Here is a 17,471-nt window from a genome sequence, read left to right as displayed (position 1 = left end):
GGCGGTTGTTTCACCCCAGGCCAGCATGCGACGCGGCATGAGGCAACCGGGCCTCAGGAAGCCCTGCGCAACAGCCCTTCCTGCGCCGCCCGCGCCCAGCGCGCCGCATCCTCGCGCATCAGCGCCTGCACGCCCGCCACATCCAGCGCGCCAGGCTCCACCGCCAGGGTGCGGAAGCGTGCCTGCACCGCCTCGGTCGCGGCGGCCGCATTCGCCTCGGCATTGATGCGCTCCACCACATCGGGCGCCATCCGCGCCGGCCCCCAGAGCCCGAACCAGCCCTCATAACTGGCCGATGCGAGCCCGAGCGAGGCGAAGTTCGGCACCTCCGGCAGGAAGGGCGAGGGGCGCGGCGAGGTCACGGCGATGATGCGGATGCGGTCGCTCTGCATCAGCGGCATCGCCGTCGCCGTGCTCACCCAGGCGAGCGGCAGATGCCCGCCCATCAGGTCGCGCGTCGAGGCGCCGCCGCCCGCATAGCGGATCTCGTTCAGCTCGATCCCCGCGGCCTTGGCGAATTGCGCGGCGACGACACCGGAGGCCACATCCGCCGTGCCATGCGCAATCGCACCCGGCCGCGCGCGGGCGGCGGCGATCAGCCCCGGCACGTCGCGGAAGGGCGCATCGGCGGCCGCCAGCAGCACGAAGGAATAAAGCGCGAAGACGGCGATCGGCGTGAAATCCGCCGTGGGGTCATAGGGCAGGCTCGCCGCCGTGTGGCGCAGCAGGAGATGCGTCGGGTTGATGCCGGTCAGCGTGTGGCCATCCGGCGCGCTGCGCGCCACCACCTCGCTGCCGATGGCGCCATCCGCCCCCGGCCGGTTCTCGATGATGATGGGCCGGTTCAGCCGCTGGCCCACCGCCTCCATCACCGCGCGCGTCGTGAGGTCCGTCCCGCCGCCCGCGGCATAGGGGACGATGATGCGCACCGGCCGCTGCGGCCAGTTGGAACCCTGCGCCAAGGCAGGTGTCGCCAGCGCGCCGAGCAGCGCCGTCCGTCGGGTGATCTGGATCATCTTCGTCCTCCCAGGATTTTCCCCATCCTGGCTTGACCGGACAAATTTGGCCAGTGCAAACTGTCAACAGAATTCAACCCGAGGAAACCATGTCCGAAACCCCCAAGGTCATGCCGCTCGACGGCATTCGTGTCATTGACGTCTCGAGCTTCCTGGCCGGCCCCTTCTGCTCCACGCAGCTCGCCGAATTCGGCGCCGACGTCATCAAGCTGGAGCTGCCCATCGTCGGCGACCCGCTGCGGAAATTCGGCACCGTCACCGAATGCGGCGAGACGCTCCCCTGGCTCTCCGAATGCCGGAACAAGCGCTCGGCCACGCTCGACCTGCGCAAGCCCGATGGCGCGGCGCTGCTGAAGCGCATGGTCTCCGAGGCGGATATCCTCGTGGAAAACTTCCAGCCCGGCACGCTGGAGAAATGGGGCCTGGGCTGGGATGTGATGAAGGAGGTGAACCCCCGCCTCATCATGGTCCGCATCTCGGGCTATGGGCAGACCGGCCCCTATAGCGGCCGCCCCGGCTTCGGCCGCATCGGCAATGCCTTTGGCGGCCTCTCCTACCTCGCGGGCTATCCGGATCGCCCGCCGGTCACGCCCGGCTCCGCCACCATCCCCGACTATCTGGCCGGCCTCTATGGCGCGCTCGGCGCGCTGCTGGCGATCCAGGCGCGCGAGAAGACGGGCCGCGGCCAGGTCGTGGATATCGGCCTCTATGAGCCGATCTTCCGCATCCTGGATGAGCTCGCCCCCTCCTTCCAGCTCAACGGCTATGTGCGCGAGCGCATGGGGCCGGGCACCGTCAATGTCGTGCCGCACAGCCATTATCCCACCAAGGACAAGCGCTGGATCGCCATCGCCTGCACCTCGGACAAGATCTTCGCGCGCCTGGCCGATGCCATGGGCGTTCCCGAATGGGCCAATGAGGGCAAGTGGGGGAAGATCAAGCAGCGCGAGGCCGCGCGCGCCGAGGTGGATGAATATGTCGGCAACTGGACCAGCCAGTACACGCGCGACGAACTCATGGCGATCTGCGAGCGCGAGCAGGTGCCCTGCGGCCCGGTCTATTCGGTGGATGAGATCTTCCAGGACCCGCAATACGCCCATCGCGGCAATATCCTGCGCATGCAGGACCCCCGCGTCGGCGAACTCGCCATCCCCAACCTCGTCCCGCGCCTGACCGACACGCCCGGCCAGGTGAAGTGGCTCGGCCCCTCCATGGGCGAGCACAATGACGAGGTCTACAAGGATTGGCTGAAGCTGGACGAGGCCGAGATCGAGCGCCTCACCAAGCTGCAGGTCATCTGAATGGCCGATGGCGCCTGGACCTTGCCGCCCCGCGCCTCCCTCCCGGAGACGCTGGCCGCGCGCATGGTCGAGGCGATGCGCGCGGGCGAATTGGCGCCGGGCGAGCGGATCATCGAAGCGAGCCTCGCCGCCCGCTTCGGCGTGAGCCGCGGGCCTTTGCGGGAGGCGCTGAAGGCGCTGGAGGGCGAGGGCCTGGTGGAACGCCAGCCCGGCCGCTCGCCCCGCGTGGCCCAGGTCTCGCCCGAGCAGGCGGCGCAGATGGTGGTGATGCGGGCCACGCTGGAAGGCATGGCCGCCCGCCTGCTCGCCGCCCGCGCCACACCGGCGCAACTGAAGGAGCTGGAGGCGCAGCACGCGCGCATCCTGAAGGCCGCCCGCGCCGGCCGCGTCGCCGAATGGCGCGACGCCGACTGGCATTTCCACGAGCTGGTCTGCCGCCAATCGGGCAATGAATTCCTGCTGCGCGCCTGGCTGTCCATGTCGCATCTGGTGCGCCTGTTTCTGCACCGTCACCCGGATTTCGAGGGAGGCGGCGCCGGCGTGCTGCAGAACCACGACCACCTCCTCGCCGCGCTGCGCTCGGGCGACCCCGACCGCGCGGAAGCCGAGTTCCGCCGCGTCATCCTGGACAGCGGCTTCCGCCGCCTCGGCCTCACCCCACCCGCTGGAATCCCCGCATGACCAAGCCCTGGCGCCTGCGCCGCTCCATGATGATCACCCCCGGCCACCGCCGCGAGCGCCTGGAAAAGGCCGCGACCCTGCAAGCCGACAGCCTCGCCTTCGACCTCGAGGATGGCGTGCCCCCCAGCCGCAAGGAGGAGGCCCGCGCCACCATCGCCGCCGTGCTGCGCGAGGTGCATTTCGGCCGGCGCGAGCGCGCGGTGCGCATCAATGGCATCGGCACCGAGGATTTCGCGCGTGACCTCGCCGCCCTGCCGCTCGATCACCTCGACGCGCTGCTGGTGCCCAAGGTGGAGAGTGCGGCGCAGCTCCAGCAGCTCGACGCCGCGCTGGCGGGCCGCGACATCGGCATCATCGCGACGCTGGAGACGCCGCGCGGCGTGCTGAACGCGCTGGCCATCGCCGATGCCTCGCCCAACCTCGTCGGCATGTTCTTCGGCCCGGGCGACTACACGCTGCAGACCGGCGGCGCGCTCACCGCCCGCGCGCTGGAATTCCCCCGCGCCACCATCGCCGCCGCCTGCGGCGCGGTCGGCATCCAGGCGATCGACGCGCCCTATCTGCTCGGCCTGCGCGACGTGGAAGCGACGCATGCCGATGCGCTGGCCGCCAAGGAGCTCGGCTTCTCCGGCAAGGTGGTCTTCCATCCCGACCAGATCGCCCCCATCAACGCCGCCTTCACCCCCGATGCGGCCGAGGTGGAAAAGGCCCGCCGCTTCGTCGCCGCCTACGCGCAGGCCGCCGCGCGCGGTGAGGCGGTGGCGCTGGTGGATGGCGAATTCATCGCCATGGACCTGGTGCCGCGCATGGAGCGCATCATCGCCCTCAGCGAGGAAGCCGCCGCCGCGTGAGCACGCTGATCGGCGATATCGGCGGCACCCAGGCCCGCTTCGCGCTGGCCAGCGGCGGCCGCTATGGCGTGGTCGTGGCCCAGCGCGTGGCGGAGCACGCCACACCGCTCGCCGCCATCCAGGCCGCGCTGGCGGTGCTTGGCCCGGCCACGCGCGCGATCCTTGCCATCGCCGGCCCCATCGAGGGCGATCGCGCAAGCCTGACCAACGCTGCCTGGCATTTCGACGCGCCCGCGCTGGCCGCCGCCCTCGGCCTGACCAGCCTGCGCCTCGTGAACGACCTCGAAGCCATGGCCTGGGCGCTGCCGGCCCTCACCCCGGATGATCTTGAAACCTGGCAGGCGGGCGAAGCCGTCCCAGGCGCGCCCCAGGCCATCATCGCCCCCGGCACCGGCCTCGGCGTCGCCGGCTTCCTCCCCGGCCATGGCGCGCTGGCGACCGAGGCCGGCCATATGGGCTTCGCCCCGCGCGATGCGACCGAAGCCGCCCTGCTGGCCTGGCTCAGCGCCCGCCAAGGCGCCGTCTGCGCGGAAGACTTCCTCTCCGGCCTCGGCCTCGCCACGCTGCATGAAGGCATCGCCGAACTGCGCGGCATCGCCGTCCCGCCCCGCGATGGCCCCGAGATCAGCGCCGCCGCCGAAGCCGGCTGCCCCGTGGCGCAGGAGGCGCTGGCCATCTTCTGGCGCGGCCTCGCGGGTTTCTGCGGCGATGTGGCCCTGCTGCTCGGTGCGCGCGGCGGCGTATCTCTCGCCGGCGGTGTCGCCCGTGTCCCCACCGACCGCGCCGCCTTCCTGGAACGCTTCCAGGATCGCCCCCGCATGCGGAGCTACCTCGCCCGCGTGCCGGTGCGGCGCATCACCCACCCGCAGCCCGGCCTGCTGGGCCTCGCGCAATTGGCGTTGAAAGCCTGAACCCTTGGCTCCATAATGGCGCCACTCTGGAGCCAAAGTGGAACCATGCCCGTCACCCTCTCCATCAAGAACGCCCCCGACGAGGTGGTCGAGCGCCTCCGCGAACGCGCCTCCCGCAACCACCGCTCCCTTCAGGGCGAACTCCTAGCCATCATCGAGAAGGCCGCGATGGAGAAGCCGGGCGTGGACACCGCTGCCTTGCTGGCGGAGATCCGCGCCCTCGGCATCAAGACGCCGAGCGACAGTGTGGAGATCATCCGCGCCGACCGCGACCGGGACAATCTTGCGGATCGTTGACGCCTCCGCCATCGCCGCGCTGGTCTTCGACGAAGCCGAAGGGCCGGAGGTCCTGGCGCGGATCGAGGGCCATCGCCTCGCCGCCCCCACCCTCTTTGGCTATGAGTTGGCGAATGTCTGCCAGATCAAGTGTCGGCGGCAGCCGACGCTGCGCGAAGCCTTCCTGGCCGGCTACGCGCTGCACACGCGCCTCGCCATCGAGGAATATCCCGTGGACCACGCCGAGGTCCTCGCCCTCGCCGAGGCCACACGCCTCACCCACTTCGACGCGAGCTATCTCTGGCTCGCCCGCCGCCTGGATGCACCCCTGATCACGCTGGACAAGGCGCTGCTCGCCCTCACGCCGCCTCCAGCTTCTCCGTGATCTCCAGCCACTCCATCTCCAGCCGCTCGACTTCCTTGGCGATGGCGGCGCGCCGCGCCGTGGCGCGGGCGATCAGGTCGGTCTTGTTGCGCTCATAGAGGCGCGGATCGGCCAGCGCCGTCTCGATCACCTTGGCCTCGTCGTTCAGCTTCTCGAGCGTGACCTCGATGCCCTTCAGCCGCGCCCGCAGCGGCGCATGCGCCGCCCGCGCCTCGACGCCGGCGACCCGCCCCTGCTTGCGCTCATCCTTGCGCTCCTCGCGCCGCGCCGCCGCCGCCGTGCGGCCGCCCAGCTGCGCGCGATAGTCATCCAGGTCGCCATCGAAGGGCGTGACCTTCCCGCCGCCCACCAGCCAGAGCCGGTCCGCCACCAGCTCCACCAGATGCGGGTCGTGGCTGATCAGCACCACCGCCCCCTCGTAATCCGCCAGCGCCTTCACCAGCGCCTCGCGCGCATCGATGTCCAGGTGGTTGGTGGGCTCGTCCAGGATGAGCATGTGCGGCGCGTCGCGCGTCGTCAGCGCCATCAGCAGCCGCGCCTTCTCGCCGCCCGAAAGCCCCTTCACCGGCGTCTCCGCCCGCTCGGAATCGAGGCCGAAGCGCGCGAGCTGCGAGCGGCATTGCCCTGGCGTGGCCTTCGGCAGCGCGTCCATCATGTGACTGAGCGGCGTGCCCTCCAGATCCAGGTCATCCTCCTGATGCTGCGCGAAATACCCTACGCGCATCCGCCGGTCCCGATGCACCTCGCCCGAGAGCGGGCTGAGCCGCCCCGCCAGCACCTTGGCCAGCGTGGACTTGCCATTGCCGTTGGCGCCCAAGAGCGCGATCCGGTCCTCCTGGTCAATGCGGATATCCAGGTCGCGCAGCACCACATGATTGCCATAGCCCGCCCGCCCGCGGCTGACGGTCAGGATGGGCGGCGGCAATGGCTCGGGCTGCGGGAATTCGAAGCGGGTCGCCACATCCTCGATCACGCTCTCGATCGCCGGCAGGCGTTCCAGCGCCTTGAGGCGGGACTGCGCCTGGCGGGCCTTGGTGGCCTTGGCGCGGAAGCGGTCCACGAAGGCCTGCATATGCGCCCGCTGCGCCGCGATCCGCGCATTCTGCGCCACCACCTGCGCCGCGCGCTCGGTCCGCACCCGCACGAAATTGTCGAAATTGCCCGGGTAGAGCGTGATCTTCTGCCGATCCAGATGCGCGATGGAATCCACGCAGCGCTCCAAGAGCCCCCGGTCATGGCTGATGATGATGGCCGCCCCCGAAAAGCGCTGGATCCAGCCCTCCAGCCACATGGCCGCCTCGAGGTCGAGGTGGTTGGTCGGCTCATCCAGCAGCAGCAGATCGGGCTCCAGGAACAGCGCGCGGGCCAGGCTGACGCGCATGCGCCAGCCGCCCGAGAATTCCGAGCTCGGCCGCTGCTGCGCCTCGGCGTCGAAACCGAGGCCGGCCAGGATGGTCGCGGCGCGGGCCGGCGCCGCATCGGCCTGGATCGCCAGCAGCCGCTCATGGATCTCGCCCGCCCGCACCGGCTCGGGATGGGCCTCCAGCTCGGCCAGCAGGGCGGCGCGCTCCGTATCCGCCTCCAGCACGATGTCGAGCAGCGCCGTCTCGCCCGCCGGCGTCTCCTGCGCCACATGGCCGAGCCGCGCGCGCTGGGCGATGCGGATCTCGCCGCCATCGGGCTGCAACTCGCCCAGGATCGCCTTGATCAGCGTGGATTTCCCGGCGCCATTGCGCCCGACAAGCCCGATCTTCCGGCCGGTGTCCACCTGCAGCGAGGCGCCCTCCATCAGCGGGCGGCCGGCCATGCGGATGGTCAGGTCTTGAATGGTGAGCACGGTCATGCGCGCGGTTTACCCAGAATCACGGCGCCGGGACATGCCCGATATGCGGCCCCAGCCCCGCGAATCTGCCGCCCGGGGCTTGCGTCCCAGCGCGGGCTTGGGCAATTGCCCCCCACATCACGTCAAGGGACGCCCTCCATGGCCATCGAACGCACCTTCAGCATCATCAAGCCGGACGCCACGCGCCGCAACCTGACCGGCGCCATCAACGCCGTCTACGAGAAGGCCGGCCTGCGCATCATCGCGCAGAAGCGCATCTGGATGAGCCGCCAGCACGCCAAGAAGTTCTACGAGGTGCACGCCGCCCGCCCCTTCTACAATGACCTGGTGGACTTCATGGTCTCCGGTCCCGTGGTCGTGCAGGTGCTGGAAGGCGAGAACGCCGTGCAGGCCCATCGCGACCTGATGGGCGCCACCAACCCCGCCAACGCTGCCGAGGGCACCATCCGCAAGATGTTCGCCGAGAGCATCGAGGCGAACAGCGTGCATGGCAGCGACAGCCTGGAGAATGCCGCGATCGAGATCGCCTATTTCTTCGCGGGCTGCGAACTGGTCGGCTGAGCGGCCACACCGCGCCGATCATGAAAGGCCGGGCGGAAACGCCCGGCCTTTTTCATTTGGGGTCGGGCTTCCCGCCATCCCGACGGCTTTCCCCCGCGCCGTCCCGGCGATGCGCGATCTCCAGCGAAACCAGCCGCGCCAGCAGGATCGCGAGGTAGAGCTGCCCGATCAGCGCCTCGAGGATGGCGAGCGCCCGCGCCACCGGATGCACCGGCACCACATCGCCATAGCCCGTGGTGGTCAGCGTGACGAAGCTGAAGAAGAGGTGCCCCACCACCTGCCGGGCCTCCGGCGCCGGGCCGTTGTATTGGAAAGCGCCGGGGTCGAGCCCCTGCACCAGGTCAAACAGGCACGCGAAGATCAGGCCGATCAAGAGATAGGCCGCGATCGCCCCTTCGATGCGGCGCATGGTGACGGGCCCCGCGGCGAAGACCTGCACGAGGATCGCCACCATCAGCACGGCGAGCGAAAGCGCCGCCGCCCCGGCCGCGACCAGCCCCGGCGGGCCGCCCGGCAGGCCCAGCGCCAGCCCCTGCAGGCCCGCCCCGGTCAGCAGCGCGGCGATGACAAGGTGCCGGCGGCGGTTGCGCGCCGAATCGAGGCAGAACAGCCCCGCCAGGATCACGGCCTGCAGCCCCAGCGCGAGGGAGAAGCGCGGCAGCCAGCCCATCTCGACCAGCGGCTTCACGCCCAGCATGAGCAGAAGGAGCGCCAGCAGAAGCGGGTGGAGCGCATGCTCGCCCCGCGGCAGCGCCCGCTTCACCGGCGGGCGCCCGGATCAGCCGAAGAAGAGGTAGATGGCGACCAGCAAGACGACCGTGGCGCCGATGCCCCACTTGGTGGCGGTGATGAAGCCATCGAACATGTCACGGCGCTCGCCCATGATGTCCTCGGCCTTCACTTCGACCATCTCGATGCTCATCGGCTGTTCGGCCATGCCCTTGTTCCTCAATCGCGTGGGGCTTGTGTAGAAACTGCCGCGCCGGCCGGCAAGGGGTTCACGAGGCGCCCGCGCGCATCCGCCGCCGCCACATAGGCGCGGCCCGCCTGCACCCGCACCCGCCCCGCCGCGAGCCAGGCGAGTGCCGCCGGATACAGCCGGTGCTCCTGCTCCAGCACACGGGCGGCCAACGTCTCCTCCGTATCATGCATCTGCACGGGCACGGCCGCCTGCGCCAGGATCGGCCCCTCATCCACGCCGGCACTCACGAGATGCACCGTGCAGCCATGCAGGCGGACCCCGGCGGCCAGCGCGCGCGCATGGGTGTCGAGGCCCGGGAAGCTCGGCAGCAGCGAGGGATGGATGTTGATCATCCGCCCCTCCCAGGCGGAGACGAAGCCCGCCGTGAGCACGCGCATGAAGCCCGCCAGCGCCAGGATCTCGATTCCCTCCCGCGCCAGCACGGCGCCGAGCTCGGCCTCGAAATCCTCGCGCGTGCGGCCGCGGCTCGGCACCACCAGCGCCGGCACCCCCATGTCCCTGGCACGGTCGAGCCCGCCCGCATCGGCGCGGTTGGAGATGACGAGAGCAATGTCGGCCGGGTAGTCGGGATGCGCCGCCGCTTCCAGCAGGGCCACCATATTGGAGCCGCGGCCGGAGATCAGGATCGCGACGCGCGGCCGGTTCACAGGCCGAGCGTACCTTGCATGGTCACTTCCGCCTCGCCCGTCGCGGCGACGAGGCGCCCCACCCGGAACGCCGCCTCGCCCGAAGCCGTGAGATGCGACAGCACGGCCTCCGCATCCGCCTCGGCCACCACGCAGACCATGCCGAGCCCGCAATTGAAGACGCGCAGCATCTCGGCCTCGGCCACGCCGCCCGCCTTCGCCAGCCAGGAAAACACCGGCGGCACCGGCCAGGAACCGGCCACGACCTCCGCCCCCACGCCCTCGGGCAGCACGCGCGGCAGGTTGCCCGGCAGCCCGCCGCCCGTGATATGCGCGGCCGCCTTGAGCAGCCCCGCGCGATGCAGCGCCAGCAGCGGCTTCACATAGATGCGCGTCGGCGCCAGCAGCGCCTCGCCCAGGCTCATCCCCGGCGCGAAGGGCGCCTCATCCGTCAGCGCCAGCCCCGCCGCCGCGATCACCCGCCGCACCAGCGAAAACCCGTTGGAATGCACGCCGGAGGAGCCGAGCCCGATCAGCACATCGCCCGGCCCGACCTCCTTCGGCAGCAGCGCGCCGCGCTCGGCCGCGCCCACCGAGAAGCCAGCCAGGTCATAATCGCCGCCGTGATACATGCCGGGCATCTCGGCCGTCTCGCCACCCACCAGCGCGCAGCCCGCCTGGCGGCAGCCCTCGGCGATGCCCGAGACGACCTCGGCCGCCTGCGCGACATCGAGTTTCCCGGTGGCGAAATAGTCCAGGAAGAAAAGCGGCTCACCCCCCTGCACGATCAGGTCGTTCACGCACATGGCGACGAGGTCGATGCCGACCTTGCCATGGATGCCCGCCTTGATCGCCAGGCGCAGCTTGGTGCCCACGCCATCGGTGGAGGAGATCAGCACCGGGTCGGTGAAGCCCGCCGCCTTCAGGTCGAACAGAGCGCCGAAGCCGCCCAGGCCCCCCATGCTGCCCGCGCGATTGGTGCTGCGAGCGAGCGGCTTGATCCGCTCGACCAGCGCATCGCCCGCCTCGATATCCACCCCGGCGGCGGCATAGGTCAGGCCCTGCGCGGGGGCTTCGGGCTTCTCGGAACTGTTCAGGGCCGCCTCCGATGGGCTACACGGACATGGAATGAAGAGGATGGGATAGATGGTCAGGGGCGGCGCGACAATCCGACAATCGATGGCCCGACATCTGCTGGCGGCGGCCGCGCTGCTCCTCCTGTATTGCGCCCCCCTGGCCGCCCAGGACAACCCCCTGGTCCAGCGCGGCGTCCCGGCCGAGGCCACGGCCGAGAACGCCGTCCTCGCCCGTGACCGCGCCCATGCCAGTGCGCGGCGCATCGCCTGGCAGCGCCTGCTGGAACAGACGGGCGCCACGGGCGGCCCCATCCCGCCGGATTCGCAACTCGAAAACATGGTCGCCGCCCTCATCGTGGAGGAGGAGCGCACCACCCCCACGCGCTATTCCGGGCGGCTCACCGTGCAGTTCAACCCGGGCCTCGTCGCCTCCACAACCGGGCGCAGCTTCACGCCGCCGGCCGGGGGCGGCGGCGGCCTCGCGCTCAACATCCCCATGGCGGCGCAGTCCTTCATGGAAGCCAGCAGCCGGCACAGCTCCCTCTCCGAATGGCTGGAGCTGCGGCGCCGGCTGCGCGCCTCGGGCAGCGTGGCGAGCATGGAGATCATCTCGCTCAGCATGGATGCGGCGCGCTTCCGGCTCGGCCTGCGGCAACCGGCGGGCGAGGCCGCGGCGGCGCTCGGCGGCGCGGGCCTGATCGTCACCGAGAATGGCGCCAGCTGGCAGGTCGCGCTGGGTTCCGGGGGCTGAGCCCGCACCCGCGATGAGCGACAGCCCGCCCCCACAGGTCCTGCTGACGCTGCCCAACGTCATCACGCTGGCGCGGCTCTTCGCCGTGCCGGGCACCATCTGGCTCATCCTGCAGCACCGGCTGGACCATGCCTTCCTGCTCTTCCTCGCCGCCGGAATCTCGGACGCGCTGGACGGATGGCTGGCCCGCGTGCGCAACGCGCGCTCGGCCATCGGCGCGCTGCTCGACCCGGTGGCGGACAAGGCGCTGCTCGTCTCGGTCTATGTCACGCTCGCCGCCATCGGCGTGCTGCCCGACTGGCTCGCCATCCTCGTCGTCTTCCGTGACCTCGTGATCGTGGGCGGCCTCACCCTGCTCTGGATGGTGGGCAACCGGCCACCCATCAAGCCGCTCTGGATCAGCAAGCTGAACACGCTGCTGCAGATCGCGCTCGCCGCGCTGGCCCTCTTCGTCCATGGCTTCGCCGTGCCGATGGAAACCGCGGTCACGCTGCTCATCTGGCTGGTCGCGGCCAGCACGGCCGCCTCGGGCATCGCCTATGTCGTGCAGGCCGCGCGCCGCATGCCCGCATGAGCGACCTGATCCCCGCCCCCGGCCGCGGCCGCCCGGGCCCGATGGTCGCCACCCGCCGCCAGCGCACCATGCTGACGCTGGGCGTGCTGGCCGTACTGGTCTCCGCCTTCTGGCTCTTCGCGGGGATCCTCACCCCCTTCGTGCTGGCCATCTGCATCGCCTATTTCCTTGACCCGCTGGCCACGCGCCTCGCCCGCCTCGGCGTGCCGCGCGGCGTCGCCGCCATGGGGCTGGTCTTCCTGCTGCTGCTGCTCGGCCTGCTGGCCCTGCTGCTGCTCTACCCGCTCATCATCGCGCAGATCGGCATCCTGCTGGCGCGCCTGCCCGGCTACATCGCCACCATCAACGCCAATCTGCGGGACTTCCTGCTCTCGCTCGAGGAAGCGGCCGGCCCCGAGATGGTGGATGCCCGCCTGCGCGAACTCATCATCGGCCAGGCGGGCGCCATGGTCAGCTGGCTCGGCACCGCCGCCACGCGCCTCATCGGCGGTGGCTTCGCGCTGTTCAACGTCTTCACGCTGGCCATCGTCACCCCCGTCGTCAGCTTCTACCTGCTGCGCGACTGGCCGGGCATCATGGCGCGGATGGAGAGCTGGCTGCCCCGCCGCTCCGCCGCCTCGCTCCGGCAATTGGCGCGCGACATGGACCGCGTGCTCTCGGCCTGGCTGCGCGGGCAATTGCTCTGCTGCCTGGCACTCGGCGTCTTCTATGCCAGCGCGCTCTCGCTGATCGGGCTCGAACTCGGGCTGATGATCGGGCTGATCTCGGGCTTCCTCTCCTTCATCCCCTATGTCGGCTCCTTCACCGGCTTCGCGCTCGCCGTGCTGCTCGCCATCGGCCAATGGGGCGACTGGAACGGCGTGCTGATGGTCGTCGCCGTCTTCGTCGTGGGCCAGGTGCTGGAGGCCTATATCATCTACCCCCGGCTGATCGGGGACCGGGTGGAGCTGCACGCGGTCTGGGTCATCTTCGCGCTCTTCGCGGGCGGTGTGGCCTTCGGCTTCCTGGGCGTGCTGCTGGCCGTGCCCATCGCGGCCGCGATCGGCGTCCTCGCCCGCCACTGGCTGCGGCGCTACCTGGAAAGCCCCCTCTACCTCGACCCGCCGAGGACAGGATTGTGACCCAACCCGCGATGCGCATGGAAAATCCGGCCGCACCGCGGCCGGCGCGCCCAGACCGCGCTTCCCACCCGCGCACCCGGCACGGCGCGAAGGCAAGCCGGCGGAGCCGGCGCCCGCCGTCTGAGGGCCGAAAACAATGACCCAGCTGCTCTTGCAGCTGGAGGCCCAGCCCTCCTACGCCGCCGCGGATTTCGTGCCCGACGCCAGCAATGACGAGGCGCTGCGCTGGCTCTCGGCGCCGGATCGCTGGCCCGATGGCCGCCTGCTGCTCGCCGGCCCGCCCGGCACCGGCAAGACGCATCTGCTGCACGCCACGGCCGAGGCCGAGGGCTGGACCCTGCTGCGCGGCCCCAGCCTGACCGGCCTGCCCGAGGCGCCGACCCGCGGCGTGGCGCTGGACGAGGCCGACCTCCCCGGCGAGGAAGCCGCCCTCTTCCACCTCATCAACGCCTGCGCCGAGGCCCGGCTGCCTCTGCTGATGGCCGCCGCCCGCCCGCCATCCCGCTGGCGCGTGGCGCTGCCCGATCTCCGCTCGCGCCTCGCCGCCACCGCCGTCGCCCTGCTCGATGAACCCTCGGACGCGCTGCTCGACGCGCTCCTCGCCAAGCATCTGGCCGATCGGCAGATCGCGCTCGACCCGGCGCTCCTCACCACGCTCCGCCGCCGCCTGCCTCGCCGCGCCGCGGTGATGGCGGAAGCCGTGGCGCGCCTCGACCGCGCCTCGCTCGCCGCCGGCCGCCGCCTGACGCGCGCCGCCTCGCTGGCCGTGCTCGCCCCCCTGATGGATGACGGTTCGGAGACATCCGACGCGGAAGCGGTGCCCCCCGGCGCGGCCTTGCTATAGGCTCGCCGCATGTCCACCGCCGAAGCCATCCCCTTTCCCCAGCCGCTCACCGATCCGGGCCGCTTCTTCAACCGGGAGCTCTCCTGGCTCGACTTCAACACGCGCGTGCTGGAGGAGGCAGCGAACCCCCAGCACCCGCTGCTCGAACGCCTCAGATTCGTCGCCATCTCCGGCTCCAACCTCGACGAATTCTACTCGGTGCGCGTCGCCGGCCTGGTCGGGCAGGAACGCGAGGGCGTGCAGGCGCTGACGCCGGATGGCCTCTCGCCCACCCAGCAGCTCGCCGCCATCCAGGCGCGGGGTGCGACGCTGATCGAGGGTCAGCAGGAGGCCTGGCGGACGCTGCGCCATCTGCTCCGCCCCGCCGGCTTCGCCGTGCTGGACGCCGATGAGCTGCAGCCGGTGGATGTCGCCTGGCTGGAGCACTACTTCCTCGAGCGCATCTTCCCGCTCATCACGCCGCTCGCGGTTGACCCCGCCCACCCCTTCCCCTTCATCTCCAACCTCGCCCTCTGCATGGTGCTGAAGCTGGTGCGCGAGGAGGATGGCGGCACCATGCGGGCGCTGATCAACCTGCCGCCCCAGGTGGACCGCTTCATCCGCATGCCGGCGAGCATGGAGGGCGGCATCCGCTTCGTCGTGCTGGAGGATGTGGTGGCGCTGAACCTGCACCACCTCTTCCCTGGCTTCATCCCGGCCGAGCGCGGCCTGTTCCGCCTGATCCGCGACACCGACGTGGAATTCGAGGAAGAGGCCGAGGATCTGGTCCGCAGCTACGAAACGGCGCTGAAGCGCCGCCGTCGCGGGCGTGCCATCCGCCTCGCGGTCGATGCGCGCATGCCGTCCGACATGATCGACTTCGTAGCCGAGGAGCTGGACGCCGACCGCAACGCCGTCTTCACCGTGGACGGGCTGCTGGGTGTGGCGGACCTCAAGGCGCTGATCGTGGATGACCGGCCGGACCTGCTGTTCACGCCCTACACGCCGCGCTTCCCCGAACGCATCCTGGATTTCGGCGGCGATTGCTTCGCCGCGATCCGCGCCAAGGACATCGTGGTCCACCACCCCTATGAGAGCTTCGACGTGGTGGTGCAGTTCCTGCGCCAGGCGGCGCGCGACCCCAATGTGGTCGGCATCAAGCAGACGCTCTACCGCACGAGCCGCGACAGCCCCATCGCCCGCGCCCTGATCGAGGCGGCCGAGGCCGGCAAATCCGTCACCGCCATGGTGGAGCTGAAGGCGCGCTTCGACGAGGAGCGCAACATCTCCATCGCGCGCGAGCTGGAGGCGGCCGGCGTGCAGGTCGTCTATGGCTTCGTCGAGCTCAAGACCCACGCCAAGATCAGCCTCGTCATCCGGCGCGAGGGGCAGAGCCTGCGCAGCTACGCGCATTTCGGCACGGGCAACTACCATCCCATCACGGCGCGCATCTACACCGACCTCAGCTTCTTCACGGCCGACCCGGTGCTGACGCGCGATGCCTCCAAGCTGTTCAACTACATGACCGGCTATGCCCGGCCCGAGGCGATGGAACGGCTCGCTTTCGCACCGCTCACCATCCGCCCCTCGCTGATGGGCCTGATCGAGCAGGAGATCGCCTTCGCCATGGCCGGCAAGCCCGGCGGCATCTGGCTCAAGATGAACAGCCTGGTGGATAATGAGCTGATCGACGCGCTGTATCGCGCGAGCCAGGCGGGCGTGCGCGTCGAATGCGTCGTGCGCGGCATCTGCTGCCTGCGCCCCGGCGTGCCCGGCCTCTCCGAAAACATCCGCGTGAAGAGCATCGTGGGCCGCTTCCTGGAGCATTCCCGCATCTACTGCTTCGGCAATGGCCACCGCCTGCCCAGCCGCCGCGCCCGCGTCTACATCTCCTCGGCCGACTGGATGGCGCGCAACATGGATTGGCGCGTGGAGACCATGGTGCCGGTCGAGAACGCCACCGTGCATGCCCAGGTGCTGGACCAGATCATGGTGGTCAACCTGCGCGACGCCGCACAGAGCTGGGACCTGGAGCCGGATGGCACCTGGCGCCGCCGCACGCCCGATCCGCGCCAATTCTCGGCGCATGAGTATTTCATGACCAACCCCTCCCTCTCCGGCCGGGGCAGCGCGCTCCACGCGCCCAAGCCCCGCCCGCCGGCGCGCCGCCCCAAGACGGACCGACTGCATCAGGATTGATTTGATGGCGACTTCGCCCCAGCACCCGCCCCGTTTCGGCGTGGTGGATCTCGGCTCCAACTCCGTGCGCCTCGTCGTCTATGAGGGCCTGTTGCGCAACCCGCATGCGATCTTCAACGAGAAGGCGGTGCTGGGCCTCGGCCGCGGCCTGCACAGCACCGGCCTGCTGAACGAGGAAGCCGCCGCGCAGACGCTGACCGTGCTCGGCCGCTACCACGCGCTGGCCCAGGGCATGGGCGCCGATCCGGTGGAGGTGCTGGCGACGGCCGCGGTGCGCGATGCGACCAACGGCGCCGCCTTCATGGCGGGCCTGGAGCAGGTGATGCCCGGCGCGCGCATCACCATCCTCTCGGGCGATGAGGAGGCGCGCTTCTCGGCCGAGGGCCTGCTGCTCGGCGTACCCCAGGCCGATGGCGTGCTGGGCGATCTGGGCGGCGGCTCGCTCGAACTCGTCCGCCTCGTGCAGGGCCGCATCATGGAGACGGCGTCGCTGCCGCTCGGCACCATCCGCCTCGCCGACCGCGCGGAGGGCGACATCGCGCGCGCGCGCAGCATCGCCGAGGCCGAATTGAAGCGTGTGCCCTGGCTCGGCGCCACGCCGGTGAAGGACCTCTTCCTCGTCGGCGGCACCTTCCGCGCGCTGGCCCGCATCCATATCGCGCAGACGGGCTATCCGCTCTCCATCGTGCATCACTACGCGATCCGCCGTGAGGAAGCGCGCGACCTCGCGGGCGTGGTCATGAACGCGCCGCGCAAATCGCTGGAGCGCATGCCCGCCGCACCCACCAAGCGCGTGGGCGATCTGCCCTTCGCCGCCGTGGTGATGCGCCGCGTGCTACGGGCCTCCGGCGCCGCGCGCGTCGTCTTCTCGGCCAATGGGCTGCGGGAGGGCTGGTATGGCCGCCGCCTGCACGCGGCCGAGCGCGCGCGCGACCCGCTGCTGGCCGCCGCGCAGGAGATCGGCCTCCGCCTCGGCCGCGATCCCGGCCTGCCGCCCGCGCTTCTGCGCTGGACGGAGCCGCTGATCGAGGAGGGCGATGCCGAGCCCGGCCTGCGCATCGCCGCCTGCTGGATCAGTGACAGCGGCGCGCTGGACCACCCGGAATATCGCGCCGAACAGGCCTTCTTCCGCCTGCTGCGCCTGCATGGCGTGGGCCTCGACCACCACGCCCGCGCCTTCCTGGCGCTGGTGGCCGCCCTGCGCTACGAGGCCGACCCGCAGGCGCCCTGGCTCGCCCCCGCGCGGCTGCTGCTCTCCGCCGCCTCGGTGCGGCGGGCGGAGATTCTCGGCGCTGCTTTGCGCCTCGCCTATACCCTCTCGGGCGGCGTGCCCTCCCTGCTCGATGCCACGCAGCTTGAACGGCGCGGGCGGCGGCTGGTGCTGCGCCTCGAACAGGGCGCCGGCGTCTTCGCGGGCGAAAGCGTGCTGCGCCGGCTGGAGGTGCTGGCACTCGCCCTCGGCCTGGACCCGGCGCTGGACGTCGCCTGACCAAT

General features: G+C 70.7%; 19 protein-coding genes. 13 read left to right on the top strand and 6 right to left on the bottom strand.

Features of this window, described 5'->3' with window-relative positions; genetic code table 11:
* Positions 1-53 precede the first annotated feature (53 nt).
* A complete protein-coding gene (locus KTR66_RS12820) occupies positions 54-1,016 on the bottom strand; it encodes a tripartite tricarboxylate transporter substrate binding protein (protein WP_213613003.1) in 963 nt (320 codons plus the stop codon).
* Positions 1,017-1,105: 89 nt separating this feature from the next.
* On the opposite strand from KTR66_RS12820, the gene KTR66_RS12815 reads away from it, so the two are divergent.
* The 6 genes from KTR66_RS12815 to KTR66_RS12790 are packed head-to-tail and all read left to right on the top strand — an operon-like array spanning position 1,106 to position 5,421.
* A complete protein-coding gene (locus tag KTR66_RS12815; RefSeq protein WP_213613002.1) occupies positions 1,106-2,317 on the top strand; it encodes a CaiB/BaiF CoA-transferase family protein in 1,212 nt (403 codons plus the stop codon).
* Positions 2,318-2,998 (top strand): GntR family transcriptional regulator, encoded by a 681-nt coding sequence (locus KTR66_RS12810; RefSeq protein WP_213613001.1) that lies wholly within the window; start codon positions 2,318-2,320, stop codon positions 2,996-2,998.
* The gene (locus KTR66_RS12805; protein ID WP_213613000.1) at positions 2,995-3,849 is read left to right on the top strand and encodes a CoA ester lyase; all 855 of its coding nucleotides are present in this window, start codon (positions 2,995-2,997) and stop codon (positions 3,847-3,849) included. The genes KTR66_RS12810 and KTR66_RS12805 overlap by 4 nt, the downstream gene beginning before the upstream one ends.
* Positions 3,846-4,760: an ROK family protein gene (locus KTR66_RS12800; RefSeq protein ID WP_213612999.1), complete on the top strand. Its 915-nt coding sequence runs from the start codon at positions 3,846-3,848 to the stop codon at positions 4,758-4,760. Before KTR66_RS12805 ends, KTR66_RS12800 begins: the two co-directional genes overlap by 4 nt.
* A 45-nt stretch (positions 4,761-4,805) precedes the next feature.
* Complete coding sequence (locus KTR66_RS12795; RefSeq protein ID WP_213612998.1) at positions 4,806-5,057, top strand: FitA-like ribbon-helix-helix domain-containing protein; 252 nt, start codon at positions 4,806-4,808, stop codon at positions 5,055-5,057.
* On the top strand, positions 5,044-5,421 hold the full coding sequence (locus KTR66_RS12790; protein WP_249732090.1) for a type II toxin-antitoxin system VapC family toxin: 378 nt from the start codon (positions 5,044-5,046) through the stop codon (positions 5,419-5,421). Before KTR66_RS12795 ends, KTR66_RS12790 begins: the two co-directional genes overlap by 14 nt.
* On the opposite strand, the gene KTR66_RS12785 is transcribed toward KTR66_RS12790, so the two are convergent.
* Positions 5,396-7,264 carry an ABC-F family ATP-binding cassette domain-containing protein gene (locus KTR66_RS12785; RefSeq protein WP_213612997.1) on the bottom strand — a complete coding sequence of 623 codons (1,869 nt, stop codon included), beginning with the start codon at positions 7,262-7,264 and terminating at the stop codon, positions 5,396-5,398. The genes KTR66_RS12790 and KTR66_RS12785 overlap by 26 nt on opposite strands.
* 138 nt (positions 7,265-7,402) lie before the next feature.
* Here KTR66_RS12785 and ndk point away from each other — a divergent pair, with 138 nt between their 5' ends.
* Positions 7,403-7,825, top strand: a complete 423-nt coding sequence (gene ndk, locus KTR66_RS12780) for a nucleoside-diphosphate kinase (RefSeq protein ID WP_213612996.1) — start codon at positions 7,403-7,405, stop codon at positions 7,823-7,825.
* A 52-nt stretch (positions 7,826-7,877) separates the two neighbouring features.
* Here ndk and KTR66_RS25290 read toward each other — a convergent pair whose 3' ends face one another.
* Genes KTR66_RS25290 through purM form a run of 4 tightly spaced genes read right to left on the bottom strand, consistent with a single transcriptional unit; the run spans position 7,878 to position 10,530 of the window.
* Entirely contained in the window at positions 7,878-8,588 is a 711-nt protein-coding gene (locus KTR66_RS25290) for a potassium channel family protein (protein WP_213612995.1), read from the bottom strand.
* Positions 8,589-8,603: 15 nt separating this feature from the next.
* Positions 8,604-8,762: an aa3-type cytochrome c oxidase subunit IV gene (locus KTR66_RS12770; protein ID WP_213612994.1), complete on the bottom strand. Its 159-nt coding sequence runs from the start codon at positions 8,760-8,762 to the stop codon at positions 8,604-8,606.
* Positions 8,763-8,773: 11 nt separating this feature from the next.
* Positions 8,774-9,454: a phosphoribosylglycinamide formyltransferase gene (gene purN, locus KTR66_RS12765; protein WP_371819116.1), complete on the bottom strand. Its 681-nt coding sequence runs from the start codon at positions 9,452-9,454 to the stop codon at positions 8,774-8,776.
* Positions 9,451-10,530 (bottom strand): phosphoribosylformylglycinamidine cyclo-ligase, encoded by a 1,080-nt coding sequence (gene purM, locus KTR66_RS12760; protein WP_249732100.1) that lies wholly within the window; start codon positions 10,528-10,530, stop codon positions 9,451-9,453. Before purM ends, purN begins: the two co-directional genes overlap by 4 nt.
* Positions 10,531-10,612: 82 nt before the next feature.
* On the opposite strand from purM, the gene KTR66_RS24805 reads away from it, so the two are divergent.
* From KTR66_RS24805 to KTR66_RS12730, 6 genes are all read left to right on the top strand, one after another.
* Positions 10,613-11,260, top strand: a complete 648-nt coding sequence (locus KTR66_RS24805; protein WP_249732089.1) for a hypothetical protein — start codon at positions 10,613-10,615, stop codon at positions 11,258-11,260.
* A 13-nt stretch (positions 11,261-11,273) separates the two neighbouring features.
* Positions 11,274-11,834, top strand: a complete 561-nt coding sequence (locus KTR66_RS12750; protein ID WP_213612991.1) for a CDP-alcohol phosphatidyltransferase family protein — start codon at positions 11,274-11,276, stop codon at positions 11,832-11,834.
* The gene (locus KTR66_RS12745; RefSeq protein ID WP_249732088.1) at positions 11,831-12,955 is read left to right on the top strand and encodes an AI-2E family transporter; all 1,125 of its coding nucleotides are present in this window, start codon (positions 11,831-11,833) and stop codon (positions 12,953-12,955) included. The genes KTR66_RS12750 and KTR66_RS12745 overlap by 4 nt, the downstream gene beginning before the upstream one ends.
* Positions 12,956-13,091: 136 nt before the next feature.
* Positions 13,092-13,799, top strand: coding sequence for a chromosomal replication initiator DnaA (locus KTR66_RS12740; RefSeq protein ID WP_213612990.1), 708 nt, complete (start codon positions 13,092-13,094; stop codon positions 13,797-13,799).
* A 9-nt stretch (positions 13,800-13,808) separates the two neighbouring features.
* On the top strand, positions 13,809-15,977 hold the full coding sequence (locus KTR66_RS12735; protein ID WP_213612989.1) for an RNA degradosome polyphosphate kinase: 2,169 nt from the start codon (positions 13,809-13,811) through the stop codon (positions 15,975-15,977).
* Positions 15,978-15,981: 4 nt separating this feature from the next.
* Positions 15,982-17,466, top strand: coding sequence for a Ppx/GppA family phosphatase (locus KTR66_RS12730; RefSeq protein WP_213612988.1), 1,485 nt, complete (start codon positions 15,982-15,984; stop codon positions 17,464-17,466).
* Positions 17,467-17,471 lie beyond the last annotated feature (5 nt).

It is taken from the genome of Roseococcus sp. SDR, from assembly GCF_019083995.1.
Lineage (GTDB): Bacteria > Pseudomonadota > Alphaproteobacteria > Acetobacterales > Acetobacteraceae > Roseococcus.
This window is presented reverse-complemented; position numbering and strand designations above follow the sequence as displayed.